Below are 18,892 nucleotides of genomic sequence, written 5' to 3' on the forward strand. Positions count from 1 at the left end.
GACTCAAGCGGTCGCCCGACAGCCACCAAATTTATATGGCCGCAAGCGAATGTGTTCGATTTTTCCGATGGAAGTTGCCAGCATTTCGCCAGCAATACTAAATTGGCACGCATCTTGCATACTTCATTTATGAATCTTATTTTTAAGGAGGAATTTACCAATGTTTACCCCTTATAAGCACGAACCATTTACTGATTTTACGATTGAGGCAAACAAACAGGAATTGCTTGCAGCCATTAAGCAAGTGGAGGCGAACCTAGGCGACCATTACCCACTAGTCATTAATGGCGAACGCGTTGAGACCGCTGACACGATTTCATCTTATAACCCGGCGAACAAACAAGAATTGATTGGCACGACAGGCAAAGCGACTAAAGCGCATGCCGAGCAAGCGATTGAGGCAGCCAGTACGGCGTTTGAATCATGGAGAACGGTAGCGCCTGCAGAACGCGCCAATATCCTTGTGCGGGCAGCAGCAATTGTGCGCCGCCGCAAACATGAATTTACGGCGCTGCTCATAAAAGAAGGAGGAAAACCTTGGAAAGAAGCCGATGCAGACATTGCTGAAGGCATTGATTTTATGGAATATTATGCCCGACAAATGGTCGAATTAGCCGAAGGAAAGCCTGTTCACAGTAGGGAAGGCGAATTAAACCGCTATATTTATACGCCGACGGGTGTCACCGTTGTTATTTCACCTTGGAACTTTGCGTTTGCAATTATGGCAGGCACAACGGTAGCCCCCCTTGTCACAGGCAATACAGTATTGCTTAAACCAGCAAGCACAACACCAGTGATTGCTGCTAAATTTGTCGAAGTTCTAGAAGAAGCAGGCGTTCCGAAAGGTGTTATTAACTTTGTCCCTGGAAGCGGCAGTGAAGTAGGCGATTATCTTGTCGAACATCCTAAAACAGCACTGATTACATTTACAGGTTCACGGGATGTTGGCGTCCGCTTGTATGAAAAAGCGGCGATCGTCCAAGCTGGTCAAAATCATTTGAAACGCGTGATCGTGGAGATGGGCGGGAAAGACACGGTCGTAGTTGACAATGAAGCCGACCTTGACACGGCGGTTGAAGCGATTGTTATTTCCGCATTTGGCTTCTCTGGACAGAAGTGTTCAGCAGGCTCACGCGCTGTCATCCATGAGGATCTTTATGATGAGGTTGTCGCAAAAGTAGTGGAAAAAACAGAAGCACTTACAGTCGGCAACCCGGCAAATGAGAACAACTATTACATGGGGCCTGTCATTGACCAAGCGGCATTTGACAAGATTACAGGTTATATTGAAATTGGCAAAACAGAAGGGAAACTAGTTGCTGGTGGTAAAAGCGACGATGCAGAAGGCTTTTTCATTCGCCCAACGGTTTTTGCCGATGTTGATCCAAAAGCGCGGATTATGCAGGAAGAAATTTTCGGCCCTGTCTTAGCCATTAGCAAAGCATCAACATTTGCCGAAGCGCTCGAAATTGCCAACAATACAGAATACGGGCTAACAGGAGCTGTCATTACAAACAACCGCGCAAAAATCGAGCTGGCTAAACAGGATTTCCACGTTGGAAACCTTTACTTTAACCGTAACTGCACAGGGGCAATTGTAGGCTATCACCCATTCGGTGGCTTTAAAATGTCAGGCACCGATTCAAAAGCAGGCGGCCCAGATTACCTCACTCTCCATATGCAAGCTAAAACCATTTCAGAAATGTTTTAACTGCTCTATGGCAAATAGACACAATCTGTTCATGATTGTGTCTATTTTTGTTTATACACTTTTGTCTATTTAGACAGTTTCCGCTTACAATTTGTAGTGTTTTAATTTATTGTATAGCGTTGCTCGTGAAATGCCTAGCAGTTTTGCGGCAGCCGATTTGTTGCCATACGTTTTTTCTAAAGCATTGATGAGTTCCATTCGTTCGTCTTTTTTTTGCTTGTCTTTTGAAGCCAACGGCATATGTTTCAATTTTCGTTGATACGATTCAGGCAAATGGTACCAATGAACGGACCCTTCATGGTCGCCGTTTAAGATCACAATTCGTTCGATTAAATTTCGCAATTGGCGAATGTTTCCTTCCCATTTTTGAGTTCTAAGCGCATACAGCACTTCTGGATCCAATTTAGGCACCGGTCTTTCATAGCGCTGGGCAAATTCCTGTAAAAAAGATTGGACGAGCTCAGGCAAATCTTCCATCCGCTCTCTTAAAGGCGGAATGGAAATGGAAATGACATGGAGCCGATAGTAAAAATCTTCACGAAAACTGCCTTCGGCAACCATCTTTTCTAAATCACGGTTCGTTGCCGCAACAATACGGACATCAAGTGGAATCGCTTCATGCCCACCTACTCGGTAGTAAGCTCGTTCTTCCAGGACACGCAACAGCTTCACTTGCAATTCCGCAGGCATCTCTCCAACTTCGTCAAGAAAAAGCGTGCCGCCTTTCGCTGCATCAAGTTTTCCTTTTTTGCCACCCTTGGCAGCACCAGTAAAGGCGCCTTGCACATAGCCAAATAATTCGCTTTCAAACAAAGCAGCAGGAATGGCACCGCAATTAATGGCGATAAACGGTTTTTCTGCTCTGTCACTTGCCTGGTGGATTCCCTCAGCAAACAGTTCCTTGCCAACGCCGCTTTCGCCTGTAATTAAGACATTTGCCGTTGTTTTTGCCACTTTGGCGGCAAGATGGATCGCGCGCCTAATCGGCTCGCTGCGGCCGATAATTTTCTGAAAAGGCTCTTCTTCGCTTGTCGTATTCAAATGATGCAAAGATGCGGTTTTGGACGATAATTCTTCATTTAAGCGAACCACATCTGTAATGTCCCGTTCGATCGATATGCCGCCGACGCACGCTTCTCCTTCAAATACTGGAACCGTATTCACAATGACATGCAATCCAGGCTTCGGCTGGTTGTATTGATGGACGACTGGTTGTTTATCTTTCATAACCGACCAAAGCACTAGCGCTTCCTCATCAAAATAATGGTGCAAAGGCTTGCCGGCAATGGCATTGCTTGTTAAAGCATACAATTCTTCCGATTTGGCGTTAATTTGGATAATCCGCTGTTCTTCATCAACCATGGTGACCGCGTCATCCATCGCGTCCATCATTGTTTGTAAAAATGCGTTTGTGCGCTTTAGTTCTTCCAGCAAAACATTGGCCAACACCTGTTTTTTGACAATCCCAACCACTTTGTTCGTGTGATCTACCGTATAAATGTCTTTTGGTTCTAACAGCGGCGGCAAGTGTGCGATCAATATGTCTTCAGGCAGCCGCCACTCGCTGCTTTTTGGTTGATTGGCAATTGGCACCGCCACATCTTTAAGAGATCTGCGCAACAGAGTCACACTCCTTTACGGATTTTTCCGTTATACACAATTGTCTTATTGTCTTTTATTTTAGACGAATCTGGCCAATAAACAATCTTTTTTTCTTGCTGTATTTTTCATTATTGGCACATTTCTTGCATTGTTATTAGCAAATTGACATTGCCATAGGAGGAATCATCGATGGTTCTAGATCAACCGCTTCGTTCATTTTTTATGCAACTTGCTAAAAGCAAACCATTAAATAAAGCAGCCAAAAGATGGGGATTAAAATTTGGAGCACGGCAATTCGTCGCTGGACAAACGCTGGAAGAAGCGATGGCCACAGTCATTGATTTAAACAACAAAGGCCTTGTTTGTACATTAGACCATTTAGGCGAATTCGTCACCGATGAACAAGAAGCATTGGACTCGACGGAAGCGTGTTTAGACGTCCTACGCGCCATTAATGAGACAGGGGCCGACTGCAACCTTTCCGTCAAACTGACGCAACTCGGCCTTGATATTGATGAATCTTTCTGCCTCGAAAACATGAAAAGGATTGTCCAAACGGCACGCAGCTTCGGGATTTTCGTCCGAATCGACATGGAAGATTATGCGCACTGCCAACAAACTTTGCACATTTTAGAGACACTCAGGAACGAATACGACGGCGTTGGCACTGTCATCCAAGCTTACTTGCACCGGGCAGAAGAAGACGTCCGCTCTTTAAAGGGAGTCCCTCTCCGCCTCGTTAAAGGGGCCTACAAAGAATCAGAAGAAGTGGCACTGCAAGAAAAGTCCCTTATTGATGAAAACTATTTCAACATCATCCGGCTTCACCTCGATAACGGTTCGTATACGGCAATTGCCAGCCATGACCACCATATTATTGAAAAAGTTAAAACGTATGCCGCGGCAAACAGCATTCCTAAAAGTCAGTTTGAATTTCAAATGCTTTATGGTTTTCGTGAAACGCTGCAAAAGGAGCTGCTCGAACAAGGCTATAAAGTCCGATTATACGTGCCATTTGGAACGGATTGGTTCGGTTATTTCATGCGCCGCCTTGCCGAACGGCCGCAAAATATTGCCTTTGCCTTGCGCGGGTTCTTTTCGAAATGAGTTTTGCCTCCGAGAAAGAGGACACCCTTTCTTGGAGGCCCTCCTCTTAGTAGCAGGCACCTAACCGGCTAACGTGCTTTTATTTTTTGTTAACACATCCAACGCTAAACGGTGCAGCGTAATCTCAGGACGACTTCCAAGGCGGATATTTAACCCTGTTTGTCCTAAACCTTCACTAATATAAAACGGTTGCCCTTTATGGTGATGCAAGCCTTTTACCATTTTTAAACGTACTAGTTTTCCCATTTTCATAAGGTGATAAGGCTTTGGCCAGTGTATTTGCCCGCCATGAAAGTGGCCAGCCAACAAATAATCAAACGAGACATCATCCATATCGAGGACAATATTCGGATCATGGGTCAATACAAGGTTATACCCATTCGCAACTCCATTAAACGCTTTGGCTATATCCCCTCTGCTAGAACCTGCATCATCAATGCCGATGATATTTAACCGTTTCCCATTGATCATGACGGCCTCATTTTCGTTTTGCATCGTCTTACAGCCATGCCTTTCCAATACTTCCTTTAAATCCTGAAAATCAGGGTTCTTCAACCAATAATCGTGATTGCCAAATACCGCATACATCCCATAAAGGGGCTTTAATCGGCTGAACATCTTTAAATATGGGATCATTTTCGGGATACTTTTCTTGCGGTCTGCGAAGTCACCAGTCAAAGCAATTAAGTCTATCCGTTTATGGCGCAATTTCTCATAAAGCTGGTCAGGAGTGACGGAAATCCGTTCAAGATGCATATCGGAAATATGCAGGACACATAAGGAATGGTTAGCCTCCCGATCCGCCTCAGATACAGAAACCGTGTTGACCACCAAATGCTGCGTGTTTTTGTAGCCTCTATAAAAAAGCAAAATAATCAATATCGCTAATAGTGTAAAAATAATCACGAAACGCCCTCCTCTATTCATTAAGTATAAAAAATTTAGCGGCACGTTGTTACCTGCAATTATTGGCACGCCCCCCATAATCGCCCAACAAAACAATCTTTTCATCTTGCTATGAATAATAGGCAAACAATCATCACATCCTACCAGTACCATGATTAGGAGGGATAAATGATGAATCGTATCAAACCGTTTTCAATCGCTTTTCTGATCGGCTTGATTCTAACTGGATGCGGTATGAATGGAAATGACCGACAAACGGATCAAGACGACAACAATAGAGAAACCGAAGTCGAGCAACAAGGCAACAATGAGCAAAATGGCAATGGTCCGTTTGAAGGCCGTGTAGAAGTAGCAGACGAAGTGGCAGAACGAATTTCTGAACTCGACGAAGTAGAACGGGCAAATGTATTTGTCACAAATGAAAACGCCTATGTGGCGGTCATGCTTGCCAATGGCTCGGAAGACGAAGTCACTGATGACGTTGAAAACAAAATTTCCGAACAGGTTAGGGAAACGGATGAGAACATTCGCAATGTGTATGTGTCTTCTAACCCTGATTTTGTCGAGCGGGCAACGAACTATGCGGACCGCATTCAAGAAGGGGAACCTATAGAAGGCTTTATCGAAGAATTCAATGAAACGATCGAAAGAATATTCCCTAATGCCAAGTAAATGGTTTTATACAACCGGTGTTTCCTGTTGAGATGCCGGTTGTCTTTCTTCTCTTGACAGATTTAAAGGAGTGCTCCATATGAAGAAAAAGCTCTTATTGGTATTTTTAATCGTGTTCTTGCTAGCAGCAGTTTCGGTCATTGGATTACACACTCCCGCAAAGAACGTACATCAGCACCACGCTAGCAACAAGCAAGGCAAACCTGTCATCGTCTTATTGGTTGATTCACTCATGGACGATCCGTTGCAACAAGTAGTGGCGGACGGAAACGCTCCAGCTTTTGAGTTTTTAATGAACTCTGGCCGTTACTACCCTGATTTGGTTAGTTCGTATCCAACGATGTCTGTGACCATTGACAGCACTTTGCTTACCGGGACGTATGCAAACGGCCATCGAATTCCTGGTTTGGCCTGGTTTAAAGCAGATGAAAATCGCCTCGTTAATTATGGCAGCGGCTTAAATGAAATCATCGCCCTTGGCGCCAAGCAGGTCACAAATGATAGCATGCTTCATTTAAACCAAGAGCATTTAAACAAACAGACGGCGACCATTTATGAAGAACTTGCTTCCCGCAACCTCGAAGCAGCGTCTCTTAATGGATTGATTTATCGAGGTCCAAAGCCGCATACATTAACAACGCCAAATGTTGCAGCATGGCTAAATATGCTGCCAAAAACCATTCAAACAAAAGGGCCATCGTTGTTGTCAATGGGGGCGTTTTCCCATTTCAGTCCGAAAAACCATCTTCAGTTATGGAAATCAGCTGGATTAACTGATACAGCGACAGCAAATGAGTTAGTCTATCTTATTGAACAAAATCAACTGCCTGCTTTTACGCTCGCTTACTTCCCTGATTTAGATAAACAAGTCCACAAACACGGCCCAATGGCATTGAAAGGCATTTTACAAGTTGACAAAGAACTGCAAACGATTTTAAACACGTATCGGTCCTGGGAAGAAGCATTGGAAAAAGCAGTCTGGATTGTTTGTGGGGATAGCGGTCAAGCGGTTATTTTGGATAATAAAGAAACAGCGGAAATCGATTTAAACCAAGTCTTGTCCGAGTTTGCCGTTTGGAATGCTGGAGATGAGGCTTCTCCGACATCTTTTCAAATCGTCCCTGCCCTTAACGCGCGCATGACTTATTTGCATTTGCTTGATGAGCAACTTTCCTACACAGAAGTAGCGGCAAAGTTAACAAGCGACGAACGTATCGGCTTTGTTGCCTGGAGCGAAAATGGCACCAATTATGTTGCTTCAGCCCATTCAGACCAGCTTTTTTCCTTTTCACCCAACGGCGACTATACCGACCCTTACCAACAAACTTGGTCGATCGACGGAGATGAAACGATTTTAGACCTTAAAACGGATGACCAAAATGTCATACAGTTCGACGACTACCCCGATGCCCTGGCAAGGCTCCACGGCGCCCTCCATTCACACGACGGCCGCTTTTTAATCGCTGACGCTCTTCCTGGCTATGAATTTATCGCAGATCATACACCGAAACATATAGGCGGAGCAGGGCACGGCTCTTTGCATAAACTCGACTCAACCATGCCGTTCATCGTTGCTGGCACTAACGTCGAACCCGACTATAGGCGACTTGTAGACTTCAAACAGTGGGTCGAGGCATTAACAAATTCGCAAAGCAAAACGTTTGAGTGACCGACACTATACGAATGATTTGGAACGAGGACAAAATCGTACCAATGGCTGGCCATTGGTACGCGATCATTTGATCGTTTTTATATGGCGGCAAAAAGGGATAGCAACAAAATTGTACCGAACGTTAAGGCGTCACGAGTGCCATTGCTAACTATTTCTATAAGCACGACACCACTTATTAACAAGCAAAAAGCACTGGCCAAATAATTGGACTTTATTGTGTGTCTAGCAAATACAGCGACAATAAAAGCAATGACACTTATCGAGGCAATGATCAGTATTCCATACATCATTCCTTTAAAGTTGGATACTTAAAAGCAAACGATACTGTCGCAGTTAACAATAACAATGGAAAAACGATCACTCAACCATTTAGACGACAAATATAGAATTTATTCGGCTAAACCTTTTTACATCGTTGGTTCACAAAAAAAGCCGGCAACAGAGCGCCAGCTTTTTTTGCTTATTGATGTAGAAAACCTAAATAGACGATAAACACGACAAACAGTAAATACATAAGCGGGTGGAGTTCTTTTCCTCGCCCTTTTACCACCATTGTAATCGGGTAAAGTACAAACCCAAGAGCAATGCCAGTGGCAATGCTGTACGTAAGCGGCATTGTGACAACTGTGAAGAAGACAGGGATCGCTATCTCCATTTTGTTCCAATCGATAAAACGCAATGATGTCGCCATCATGACGCCAACGATAATTAATGCCGGAGCAGTCACATGGCCTGTAATGATGCTAAGCAACGGTGAGAAAAACAGAGCGACGACAAACAGCAATCCAGTAAAAATAGCCGTTAGCCCTGTGCGTCCTCCAACAGCGACGCCTGATGTGGATTCAACGTAAGCAGTTGTTGTCGATGTCCCGAGCAACGAGCCAATTGTCGTAGCGCTCGCATCAGCAAACAACGCTCTGCCAGCACGTGGAAGTTTGTTGTTCTTTACAAAGCCTGCTTGTGTGGCGACGGCAAATAAAGTGCCTGCTGTATCAAAAAAGACAACAAATAAGAGCGTTAACACGACGCCAACCATTTGCACAGTAAACACTTCATTTTGCCAATCTACTTGGAATGCTTGTAAAAACGTCGGTGCGATGCTTGGCGGAGCGCTAACGACGCCTGTTAATGTCGTAAAGCCAGTAATTACACCGACAATTGCAGTAATCGCCAATCCATAGAACACCGCGCCCTTAAAGCCGAGGACGACAAAAATAATTGTAACGACAATCCCAAAAACAGCGAGCAAAGGGCCAGGAGCTGACAAATCGCCAAGCGCCACAAAGGTGGCAGGGTCGCTTACGATAATCTCTGCATTTTTAAAGCCAATAAAGGCAATAAACAACCCAATCCCTGCACCGGCTGCGTATTTTAATTCTTCTGGAATAGCATCAATGATTTTTTCACGGATTTTAAAAACAGTGATGCCAAGGAAAATGACGCCTGAGAAAAACACGGCAAGAAGCGCTGCCTGCCAAGATAAGCCCATGCCAATGACCGCAGAAAAAGCAAAAAAGGCATTCAGCCCCATTCCAGGCGCAAGGGCGATTGGGTAATTGGCGACGAGTCCCATAATGATAGAACCAGTCATTGCCGCAAGCGCTGTCGCAACAAACACTGCGCCAACGTCCATTCCCGCTGCCCCAAGAATATCAGGGTTGACAAACAAGATGTACGCCATCGCAAGAAACGTGGTAAACCCAGCTAGAAGTTCTTGTTTAACAGACGTCCCATTCTCTGTAAGCTTAAAAAAACGATCCATCTTTTTCTTCCTCCTAACGCAAAATAACCTCAGGGATTTTCTACCTGAGGCTGACACAAACGGCGCAACAATGTTGCGCTCCATTTATCATGCCGTAGTCAAGCCATTTACGGTGGCTCGGTAGAAACGTGCAGGCCTTATTCCTGCAATTATACGGGTATTTTCCTATTTGACATTGTTAGTGTAGCAATGGTTGGGAAACGTGTCAATATAAAAAACGAACAATGGGAAGTATAGATGGTCCATTATTCGTCTTCGACTTTGTTGGCTTCATTTATAAAATCTAGTATACTAACAACACGAGTTAATGAGGAGGATTGACATCCATGTATGCCTGTAAAGTTACTTGCAGGACAACGCTTTACCACGATTTCGGCAACGGCACTCCTAACCTCGCCTCTACGAAAGCGCTGTTCCATGCCTGTTATCAAAACCCTGTGTCTGATTGCCTCCGTGTTATTGATCTCTCAAACTATAAACATTGGAAAAACCAATTCAATGAAGTCGCGGCCACTGCACGCGTAGAAGTGCTTGTCCCCTATGAGCGTCATGTCGATTTTATCGCAGACTATGAATCACTGGCTTGCCGCCTAACACGCCGCCTTCTCCCTATTAAAGGGGCAGCGATACAAGTTATTGAAAGCGAATGGCTCACTCCCTATCGTAGCGAAGGATTTTATCGAGAAAGCGAGTCTAAAAAGAATACCTAGTAGAGGGCACTCTCATGGCATATGTAGATTCCCGTAGGTAAGGCAAAATGAGTAAGGAGATGGCAGCTAAAAAGACATGCCTTCCTTTTGCCGATACCACGTAGGAATGATTTCTGTAAAATCATGATGATCATTCACGACATCAAGAGAGTAGGCCAACAGCGTAGCATACTGGTCCTCGCTAACCTGCTTTCCCCAAACGATGGCAGACACTACATGCATCGCGCTATACAGCGCATAAAGTTGCCAAAAGCGCTCTCCTGGTTTTTCACCGTTATGATAGCCGTCAACGACACCAATGGAAAAAGGAATACTTACTCGAACGGAAAAAAAGCCAAGTTTTTGCAAGTCATGGAGCGGATCGCCAAAGTCGAAGCGGCCAAAATCAACCAAACCGACAAAACGGTTACGGTCAATAATCATGTTCGCTGGGTGAAAATCATCGTGTTGGAAACGATTCGGACGCCCTTTCATCAGCCACTCATTTTCTCCAATATAGTCTTTTAACAACTGTTTAAGGGCAGGATCGAGCTCTTCTATTTTTTCTAGCGCTAACAAGTAGCGGTCGCTTTTTTGTTTTTTGGCTATTTCCCAAGAAGGCCAGTTCTGATTCACTCGTATTTGATGCAATTTAGCCAGCTCCTGCCCCGCCATAAAACCGACCTGGTATTGCTCCTGTTTAGACAGCACCGGGAGTGCTTCTTCACCATCTATTCCCGGCGTATAAGTCAGCACCATATATGCTTTGCCATCAGCTGGCAAGTGGCCAAATGCCAATGCCTTGGGGACAAAATCAGAGTGGTTGGCACATGTTTGAACCAGTTCAAATTCTTTTTTACGCCTGTCTGCTTCCTTTAATGGAAACAAACGGACAAGGTATGTTTCATCAAGTACATATTTTTCATCATTGGAAAACCCTTTGACAAGCTGGCGGATGGACTTAGCCCCAGCAACGTACGGAATTCCTTCTAAAGCGTTTTTAAACAAATGACCGCACCCTTTTCTAAACTTGTTGTCCCGTTTGCTGGTTTGTTGTTTGATCTTCAAAAAATGGCCGATTGCCTGGTCGGAAAACGGAAATCGCAAATAGACAGGCGAGGACAGCCATCGCAAGGGCCAGCACCACAATGGTTAGCCGCAACGAAAACCAATCCGCCATCACGCCTACCGCTAAAATAAAAAGAATTTGAAAAATGCTCTGGCCTAATTGCATTATGCTTGTAACTCGCCCCATCATCTTTACTGGAATGTGGTTTTGATAAAAAGTGGCCATTCCGGCGTTCACAAACACGTTAAACAAGCCGAGGACAATAAAGCCAGCGGCAATGGACCAAAACGACCAAGAAAACGCGTACATGAGGTAACCTGCTGTCATCAAAATGAGCCCACTGCCAATCATATGCCGCAACGGAATATGATTGGCAAACAGTGCCAAAACGGCTGCACCAACAATCGAACCGATCCCGGTAATACTAACAAGCAAACTGTATTCAACTTGCGATAAACCAACAACTTGCTGTGTAAAGACAACTTCTTGCGTATCCATGGCAAACGAAAACAACATGACTAGCAAAAAAATAACGTAAATGAATGTGATATATGGATGGTTTCGCAAAAATGCGGCGACAGCAGTAAAATCTTTAGCCACTTGTGCAACCGTTAATTTCGGAACCGTTGCTTCGTTGATTTTCTCTACTTTTGGCAATAGCACAAGGAAAATAGCGGCAGCGACAAAAAACAAAGCATTTGCCCAAAGTGTCCAGGAAATAGAGGTTGCCAGAATCATAGCACCGCCAATCGCAGGACCGACAATAAACGCACTCGATGAACAAAACGAGCGAATGGCGTTAAAGCGCTTCCGCTTTTCAACTGGGACGAGCATCGTCATATACGTCATCGACGCTGGCGTAAAAAACGATTGGGCCACACTTAAACAAACAAGAATCAAATAAATCATAGCAATGTTAGGGGCTAAAGGAAGCAAAGCAATAAAAGCGGCCCTAAGTCCGTATGTCACCATCATCACTGCCCGTTTGCTCCGATAATCAATAAAACTTCCCGTCCAAAATTTCGTGCAGATGTTCACAATTGGGCTAACAATCCACAACCCGGCTACGGCGGCAGCCGAACCAGTCATGTCAAAGACGATAAGATTAATCACCACTAAATAAACAAAATCACCCATGTTGGCCATACCGATCGAAGCAAGCAAAATGGCTAAACGGCGCCACTCTTTTTTCTTTTCCATTCTCTTCCCCTTTTCGCCCTCTTATAGGGAAAGAATACCGAAGAAAGGGCATTCACGCAACCATCTTTTTACAAAGGAAAGCCAACCCATTCGGGTTGGCTGGTATGAATTATGATTGGTTATCAGGGTTGGCGCGTCTGTCAGCAGCAGCAGCCCGTTGTTGAGCCTCTATATCGTCTTGATCCGCAAGTTCAGCGGAATATTCTTCGTCAATTCCATCACTTACGATTTCCTGTTTTGGCGTTTGCGACAATTTGGCTTTGTCTTTATGCTTATTATTACGAGACTGTCCTCTTGTCATTTCAACATCACTCCTTTGTTCCATTAACATCTCCGTTCAAACTCCTTTCTATGCATGTCTAAAAAGAAACACAAGAGTGACCGCTCGTTTTTGCCGAAATGACCGTTGGTTTACTCCCCTTTCTGGTAGCTGCTTTCTGCATTCCTTTTTACTTCTTCGATTCCTTTTCCTAGCCCTGAATGAATCGTTGCCACATATCCTCCTTCAACTAAAGGCGCGTCGCTAATCATGATCGTCCGGTTCAGCTCGAACTCTTGTGCCATTTCAGCATTCATTTTCGCGCTTCCTATATCATAGAAAACCAAAATATCCTGATCACTTGGTATCGCCTCTATAACGGCACGAATTCGTTCGATGCTTGTGCCGATCTCTCCATCTTCCAATCCGCCGCAAGCATAAATACCAACATTAGGGTTTGCTTGTTGCATCAATGCTTGTGCGCCGTCTGCCAGTGCTTTTACATGAGAGATAAGCAAAATCGCTACACGTGTGTCTGCCATACGTCACTCGCCTGCCTTCATTATGTTACATAGCGTTTTAAACAAATAATAGCTTGATACTGCCCCAGGATCGATATGGCCTACTGACTGCTCACCTAAAATCGCGCCACGGCCACGTTTAACGACCATATCCTTCGTTGCTTCCATGCCTTCTCTAGCAGACGCTTCCAACTGGTGCCAATCAATGCCGTTTTCGCTTGCTTCATTCGCAACTGTGGACCAAACATCAAGAAGCGTCCCTTCTCCAGGGGCTGCCTTTCCGCGTTGGGCGATGCCTTCAGCTGCTTGTTTGAGAGCAACCACCATCGTCTCATCATCAAGTGTCTGTTTTCCTTTGCATGCAGTGGCCATTCGTAAAAACGCGGTACCGTATAAAGGTCCTGACGCTCCTCCTACTTTTGAAATGAGAATGGTTGCGACTTTTTGCAGCAATGCCGCTGGCTCATCCTCCTCCTTTATGTTTGGCAGCTCGGCAAGCACTGCTTGAAAGCCACGATGCATGTTAATGCCATGATCCCCATCCCCTAATGCTTGGTCTAATTTCGACAATTCGTCTTTGTTGTCGGCAATAACAGCCGCCAGCTCTGTTAACCATTGTTTAAGCTGTGTTGTATTCATACTCGTTCCTCCTCTGTTAAAATGATCGGCCATTTTTTCAAAAACGAGTTGCTTCCGTCTGCCATTGCACAGTCCTCGCTTCTGCCTGTAAGTAAGGTGCTAACTCTTCATTCACAACAAACAACGTCAAGGAAATGCCTGCCATATCAAGGCTTGTCATATAATCCCCTACATAGGTGGAATGTATTTCATAGGACTGCTTGTCTAGTTCAGCTAGAACGTCACGGGCAAAACTGTACTGCTCTACTAACGGCGTGCTGCCCATGCCGTTAATAAGGACAGCTAGTGGATCAGAGCCAGGCAATTCAGCGGCCACTTTCGACACGAGCAATTTGGCAATTTCTTGCGAAGAAGCAACTTTTTCTCGATACATCCCTCTTTCACCATGTATGCCGATGCCGACTTCCATCTCGTCTTCTGCCAACGCAAAGCTAGGCTGGTCAACGCCAGGCAATGAACAAGGCGTTAAAGCCACACTCATGCTGCGGATACGGCTTATCGCTTTTTCAGCGACTTCCTTTACTTTCGTTAAACTAGCGCCCGTTTCTGCACAAGCTCCTGCCATTTTATGGACAAGAACCGTGCCGGCGATGCCACGCCGTTGTGCTGGATCGGTTACAGCTACATCATCGTTAACGACAACCATTTCTGTCTGAATCCCTTGTGAATCAGCCATTTCCATCGCCATCTCTGCATTCATGCGATCGCCGTTGTAATTTTTTATGACGAGCAGCACACCTTTTCCTTGGTTGGCTGCTTCAATCGCCGCTAAAAATTGATCAGCGCCTGGCGAAGTAAAGACTTCACCACATACGGCCGCATCGAGCATCCCGTGACCAACATAACCTGCGTGAGCAGGCTCATGGCCACTGCCTCCTCCGCTAATAACGCCAACTTTATCAGCCTTTGCCTGCCTGCGGACAACCACATTTGTATTTGGAAGGCGTTTCAATTGAGTCGTATGAACAGCAGTAAACCCATCTAAAAAATCGGACACTAACTGATTCGGATCGTTCAATAATTTTTTCATTTTTATGTTCACCTCTCCTTTATGAGCAAATCGATGCTTATTCATATAATTATTCGCATACATCTATATTCCCTGCCGCGCCAATCAGTAATCCAATGATCTGTGACAGTTTTTCTAATTACTCATTTGCGAATAACCTTTTATAAAAGGATGATCGAATTAATGCTTTAAAGAGATCATCAAGCCATAATGTGAACATCGGTTTCACATTTTTAAGAGTCATTCGATGGTATAATGCTGTATAAGCGAAAATGATTAGGAAAGGATGATGACAACTGAGCAACTACGCGAATAAACAAGCTTTGATTGATGAAATGATGAAAAGAGCAACGTTATTCATTAATGAATTTCATGCTATTAATGATTTTGATAAAGATGTCTTCGTAAAAGAAGTTGACCGAACGCCATCCCAGATGATTGCCTACCAATTAGGATGGATCAATTTAATCCTTTCATGGGAACAAGATAATAAGGACGGAAAGCATGTCATAACGCCAACGGAAAATTATAAATGGAATAATCTTGGTGGCCTTTATCAAAGCTTTTATGACCAATATGCAGCGTGTTCCCTTGAAACATTGATTGAACGGTTTCAGCAAGATGTTCATAAAATCATTCAATTAGTTGAAAGCTACAGCGACCAAGAATTATTTGAACCAGGTGGTAGACAATGGGCAACTTCTACACCAGCCAATTGGCCTGTTTGGAAATGGATTCATATCAATACAGTGGCTCCATTTAAAAGCTTTCGAACAAAAATTAGAAAGTGGAAAAAGATGAAAGGGCAATGATTGATCCGGACGTTAAGGATGATTTCCGCACCCCTTTCTTCTCGTTCCTCTACATTTCCTAAAAATATGTACCAACCCCATTAGCGCCCGACAAAAAAAGACGAATACAATCATATTAAATGATTTATATTCGCCTTATTTTTTTATTACCATTTTTCTAGAAAATGGTAGGATGCATCGGTTCGGTCTCGTTTGGAGTTTGTAGATTGGGGCATCCCAGCATCGGATAGTTCGGTTATATTTGCAAAATCATTGATAAATTGGCGGTCGTCGATAGCCCATCGTCCGTTACGGTATGACCAGCGATCAAGATAACGGCCTCTAGCTCTCTGTTCGTAAATTTTGTCTCCTCTCTTTATTCTCCCAGCCATTGTCACATAAGACTCACTGAAAGCTTTCCTTCCCTTAACTTCGATGAGAATATTCGTTATTTGGTGAGAAGTTACTTGTAAATGGCGATGTTGTTCAGATACCCATTCTACAAATTCTTCACCAGTTCCCTTAAATGTGTCTCCGTAATCAACGCGACCGTCAGGATGCCAAACGTTTTTAGCAAGTTCATTATCGATGCGGTCCATACCACGACAATAAGCATAGAGTTGCTCGTTGATTTCTTGTTTTGCTACCAATTCATTCAACCTATCAAGAGATTCCAAGATTCATCCTCCTCGAATAGTCGTATACATCCCAAACACACTCAAATGTAAGATCAAGACATTTGTAAACGGATGAAAGCTCTACAGGGATAAACGTTTTTCATTGAACGTGCCTGCAGACAAAAATCAGTCAATCTATCTTAAAGAGATAACCTGACCTGCGATTCGCTCATCTTCAAGAATATTTAAAGCCGTTCTCGCCACATTTTCTACTGTGTTTTCCCCCATTGGCAAATTTTTTATGGATTGTTTAAGCTGTTCTTCACCGCCTGGCCTGTCAAATGCTTTTAGCGTTAATGGAGTAAGCACCATCCCTGGCATGATGGAATTAGCCGTTATATTGTCCTTTCCATGTTCGGCAGAAATGGTTTCGATCAAGCTTTTACAAGCCGCCTTTCCCGATTGATAAGCAGCAAGCCCGGGGGTCCCACCTAATGAAGAAGTGAAGCAAAGGAGCCGGCCAAATGTTTGTTTGACCATCGTTTGCAATGCAACATGAAAGCAATTAAAAACGGTATTCAAGTTATAGTTGATTTGTTTATGCCAAAAGTCTGGCGTGTATTCAATGAACGGCTTAAACTGTCCTCCTCCAACTGTCACAACCATCATATGGAGCTTTCCCGTTTCCTCAACGACCTTGTCAACAGACTCTTTGACTTTGTTATAGTCAGAGACATCCACCAACATGGTAGAAACAGAACCGTTATGATCAAGAATTTCTTGCTTTGCTTCCTTTAATAATGTTTCATTTAAGTCCCATATCACCACATTTGCGCCTTCAGTTGCTAATGCTTTTGATATCGCTCTACCAATCCCACCAGCACCACCAGCGACGATAGCTGTCATGTCTTTAAACCGCATATCCTTTTCCTCCTTACGTACTTGATCTTCTTCCCAAACGCATTAAACCTACTTGACTTTGACTATAGTTTATTCTTCATCACCCCCATCATTTCTCTTTGATATGATTTGCTGCTATATAACCAAATACGGTTGTTGGCCCTATGGAAGCACCTGGTCCAGGATACACTCTTCCCATCACGGATGCTGAGCAGTTTCCGATTGCATATAGTCCATCGACTGGTCTATTATTTTGAAGTGCCTGACCAAATTCATTTGCAACAATGCCACCCTTCGTACCCAAATCGCCAGGGAAAATTTTGCACGCATAAAACGGTGCTTTTTCAATCGCCCCTAAATTAGGATTTTTATATCTTGGGTCCCCATAATAGTTATCATAAGCTGAGTTCCCCCGCCCGAAGTCTTTATCTACCCCTTTTTCTACAAATCCATTAAAACGATGAATGGTTGCTTTCAAGCGCTCTTTATCTACTTGGCATTTTTCTGCTAAATCTTCTATCGAGTTTGCCTTAATGAAAAACCCACTTTCGATCGCTTCCTTAGAGGTTAATCTTGGAAGCATATCTCCAAATAAATAGCGATTCCGATTTCTACTTTCCATGATGAGCCATGAGTGAATGGCTTTTCCGTTCTCCTTATGTCTTTCAAGAATGGCATGCCCTGCATCTGTATAAGATTGTGATTCATTAAAATAACGCTCTCCAGTTTGGTCAACAATGATGCTGTGTGGCATGGAGCGTTCATAAACGAGAAATTTCCGTGCGCCATTTTGATCTATTGTCGCTGGTCCCCACCACGCGTCATCTAATAAATCTGTATCTAGGTTATGTTTTTGCGCAATGAAGAGAAGATCCCCTGTATTATCTGGACTCGCTGAAGTCCAATCAGCTCCGATCTGATGATATTTTCTACGTAATGCAGGGTTTCGCTCAAAACCGCCGCCTGCTAGAATGACGGCATGACTTTTAATAAAAAGTTCTTTCCCTTGATTTTCCGCTTTTACGCCTTCTATTTGATGATTGTTCACAATAAGATCTTTCAATGGTGTGGACAGCTTCATTTTTACGTTGTGATCAAGGGCAATCTTCAGTAAACGACTAACAAGTCCTGCGCCAATGGATACAGGCTGTTGGCGTTTTAGTTTATATTTAAACCCATTAAGAAACATTCCAACCGTAGTGTTAAAGTCTTTTGCATTGGTAAAGGCTTTTGGTAACGAAGCTACTTTGCCAGAGTACAGTGGGATAGGCGCTCCAAGCTCGCCCATTCTTAACGTGTCTTTATAATCACCGAGTAATCGAAGATCAAAAATTTCCGCCTCAATTGAGCGTCCAATCTTACCACCAGGTTTTTCCGGATAGTAATCAGGGTATAAAGTACCTGGCACCCATTTCATACCTTGCTCTTCTAAAAATTTCACCATTTTATGCCCGTTTCTCACATAAGCAACCTTCCGTTCATAGGTAGAAGCAGGGCCTCTGTCTTCTATCGCCGCTTCCATGTAGGTAAGTGCCTCTTCCTCACTATCCTGTAAACCCGCTGCTTTCGATACATGGTTATTCGGGATCCACAATCCTCCGCCGGAAAGGGCCGATGACCCTCCCCAAACATCCGCTTTTTCGATAATGATCGTTTTTAAACCATGATAAGCAGCTGTAATCGCCGATACGAATCCTCCTGCACCACTACCAACTATTACAACGTCATACTCTTCATTCCAATCCATCATTTTCCCCCCATTTTTT

The 18,892-nt window shown here is 43.9% G+C and carries 18 protein-coding genes and 1 riboswitch; of the genes, 6 read left to right on the forward strand and 12 right to left on the reverse strand.

Annotation, left to right across the window (positions count from 1 at the left end; translation table 11 throughout):
- The first annotated feature begins 160 nt into the window (after positions 1–160).
- Entirely contained in the window at positions 161–1,711 is a 1,551-nt protein-coding gene (gene pruA, locus N6H06_RS18450) for an L-glutamate gamma-semialdehyde dehydrogenase (RefSeq protein WP_263707670.1), read from the forward strand.
- Between the two features lie 84 nt (positions 1,712–1,795).
- Here the strand turns inward: pruA and N6H06_RS18455 are convergent, their stop codons facing one another.
- The gene (locus N6H06_RS18455) at positions 1,796–3,331 is read right to left on the reverse strand and encodes a sigma-54 interaction domain-containing protein (protein WP_062750285.1); all 1,536 of its coding nucleotides are present in this window, start codon (positions 3,329–3,331) and stop codon (positions 1,796–1,798) included.
- Positions 3,332–3,502: 171 nt separating this feature from the next.
- Here N6H06_RS18455 and N6H06_RS18460 point away from each other — a divergent pair, with 171 nt between their 5' ends.
- Positions 3,503–4,420, forward strand: coding sequence for a proline dehydrogenase (locus N6H06_RS18460; RefSeq protein ID WP_263707671.1), 918 nt, complete (start codon positions 3,503–3,505; stop codon positions 4,418–4,420).
- Between the two features lie 60 nt (positions 4,421–4,480).
- Here the strand turns inward: N6H06_RS18460 and N6H06_RS18465 are convergent, their stop codons facing one another.
- Entirely contained in the window at positions 4,481–5,347 is an 867-nt protein-coding gene (locus N6H06_RS18465) for a metallophosphoesterase (protein WP_263707710.1), read from the reverse strand.
- A gap of 150 nt (positions 5,348–5,497) precedes the next feature.
- Between N6H06_RS18465 and N6H06_RS18470 the strand changes: the two genes are divergently transcribed.
- Both N6H06_RS18470 and N6H06_RS18475 read left to right on the forward strand, forming a co-directional pair.
- Positions 5,498–5,998: a YhcN/YlaJ family sporulation lipoprotein gene (locus N6H06_RS18470; RefSeq protein WP_213029585.1), complete on the forward strand. Its 501-nt coding sequence runs from the start codon at positions 5,498–5,500 to the stop codon at positions 5,996–5,998.
- 79 nt (positions 5,999–6,077) lie between these two features.
- Entirely contained in the window at positions 6,078–7,667 is a 1,590-nt protein-coding gene (locus N6H06_RS18475) for an alkaline phosphatase family protein (RefSeq protein WP_263707673.1), read from the forward strand.
- A 463-nt stretch (positions 7,668–8,130) separates the two neighbouring features.
- On the opposite strand, the gene N6H06_RS18480 is transcribed toward N6H06_RS18475, so the two are convergent.
- On the reverse strand, positions 8,131–9,432 hold the full coding sequence (locus tag N6H06_RS18480; RefSeq protein ID WP_062750290.1) for an NCS2 family permease: 1,302 nt from the start codon (positions 9,430–9,432) through the stop codon (positions 8,131–8,133).
- 75 nt (positions 9,433–9,507) lie between these two features.
- Positions 9,508–9,609: riboswitch (purine riboswitch) on the reverse strand.
- Positions 9,610–9,758: 149 nt separating this feature from the next.
- Here N6H06_RS18480 and N6H06_RS18485 point away from each other — a divergent pair.
- Positions 9,759–10,142, forward strand: a complete 384-nt coding sequence (locus N6H06_RS18485; protein ID WP_062750291.1) for a hypothetical protein — start codon at positions 9,759–9,761, stop codon at positions 10,140–10,142.
- Between the two features lie 66 nt (positions 10,143–10,208).
- On the opposite strand, the gene N6H06_RS18490 is transcribed toward N6H06_RS18485, so the two are convergent.
- The 6 genes from N6H06_RS18490 to dhaK form a co-directional block, all read right to left on the reverse strand.
- The gene (locus N6H06_RS18490; protein WP_263707674.1) at positions 10,209–11,129 is read right to left on the reverse strand and encodes a phosphotransferase family protein; all 921 of its coding nucleotides are present in this window, start codon (positions 11,127–11,129) and stop codon (positions 10,209–10,211) included.
- Between the two features lie 16 nt (positions 11,130–11,145).
- The gene (locus tag N6H06_RS18495) at positions 11,146–12,390 is read right to left on the reverse strand and encodes an MFS transporter (RefSeq protein WP_062750293.1); all 1,245 of its coding nucleotides are present in this window, start codon (positions 12,388–12,390) and stop codon (positions 11,146–11,148) included.
- 109 nt (positions 12,391–12,499) lie between these two features.
- Entirely contained in the window at positions 12,500–12,721 is a 222-nt protein-coding gene (locus N6H06_RS18500) for a YfhD family protein (protein ID WP_404830362.1), read from the reverse strand.
- Positions 12,722–12,801: 80 nt separating this feature from the next.
- Positions 12,802–13,191, reverse strand: coding sequence for a dihydroxyacetone kinase phosphoryl donor subunit DhaM (gene dhaM, locus N6H06_RS18505; RefSeq protein ID WP_062750294.1), 390 nt, complete (start codon positions 13,189–13,191; stop codon positions 12,802–12,804).
- Between the two features lie 3 nt (positions 13,192–13,194).
- Complete coding sequence (gene dhaL / locus N6H06_RS18510) at positions 13,195–13,809, reverse strand: dihydroxyacetone kinase subunit DhaL (RefSeq protein WP_213029522.1); 615 nt, start codon at positions 13,807–13,809, stop codon at positions 13,195–13,197.
- Between the two features lie 37 nt (positions 13,810–13,846).
- Positions 13,847–14,839, reverse strand: coding sequence for a dihydroxyacetone kinase subunit DhaK (gene dhaK / locus N6H06_RS18515; protein ID WP_263707676.1), 993 nt, complete (start codon positions 14,837–14,839; stop codon positions 13,847–13,849).
- Positions 14,840–15,114: 275 nt separating this feature from the next.
- Here dhaK and N6H06_RS18520 point away from each other — a divergent pair, with 275 nt between their 5' ends.
- Entirely contained in the window at positions 15,115–15,630 is a 516-nt protein-coding gene (locus N6H06_RS18520; protein ID WP_082808435.1) for a ClbS/DfsB family four-helix bundle protein, read from the forward strand.
- Between the two features lie 146 nt (positions 15,631–15,776).
- Here N6H06_RS18520 and N6H06_RS18525 read toward each other — a convergent pair whose 3' ends face one another.
- The 3 genes from N6H06_RS18525 to N6H06_RS18535 all read right to left on the reverse strand — a co-directional run bounded on the left by N6H06_RS18525 (position 15,777) and on the right by N6H06_RS18535 (position 18,873).
- Positions 15,777–16,286, reverse strand: coding sequence for a nuclear transport factor 2 family protein (locus N6H06_RS18525; RefSeq protein WP_062750297.1), 510 nt, complete (start codon positions 16,284–16,286; stop codon positions 15,777–15,779).
- Positions 16,287–16,421: 135 nt separating this feature from the next.
- Positions 16,422–17,147 (reverse strand): SDR family NAD(P)-dependent oxidoreductase, encoded by a 726-nt coding sequence (locus N6H06_RS18530; protein WP_263707677.1) that lies wholly within the window; start codon positions 17,145–17,147, stop codon positions 16,422–16,424.
- A gap of 88 nt (positions 17,148–17,235) precedes the next feature.
- Complete coding sequence (locus N6H06_RS18535; RefSeq protein ID WP_263707678.1) at positions 17,236–18,873, reverse strand: FAD-binding protein; 1,638 nt, start codon at positions 18,871–18,873, stop codon at positions 17,236–17,238.
- Between the last annotated feature and the right edge of the window lie 19 nt (positions 18,874–18,892).

The organism is Shouchella tritolerans (assembly GCF_025770735.1).
GTDB lineage: Bacteria > Bacillota > Bacilli > Bacillales > Bacillaceae_D > Shouchella > Shouchella tritolerans.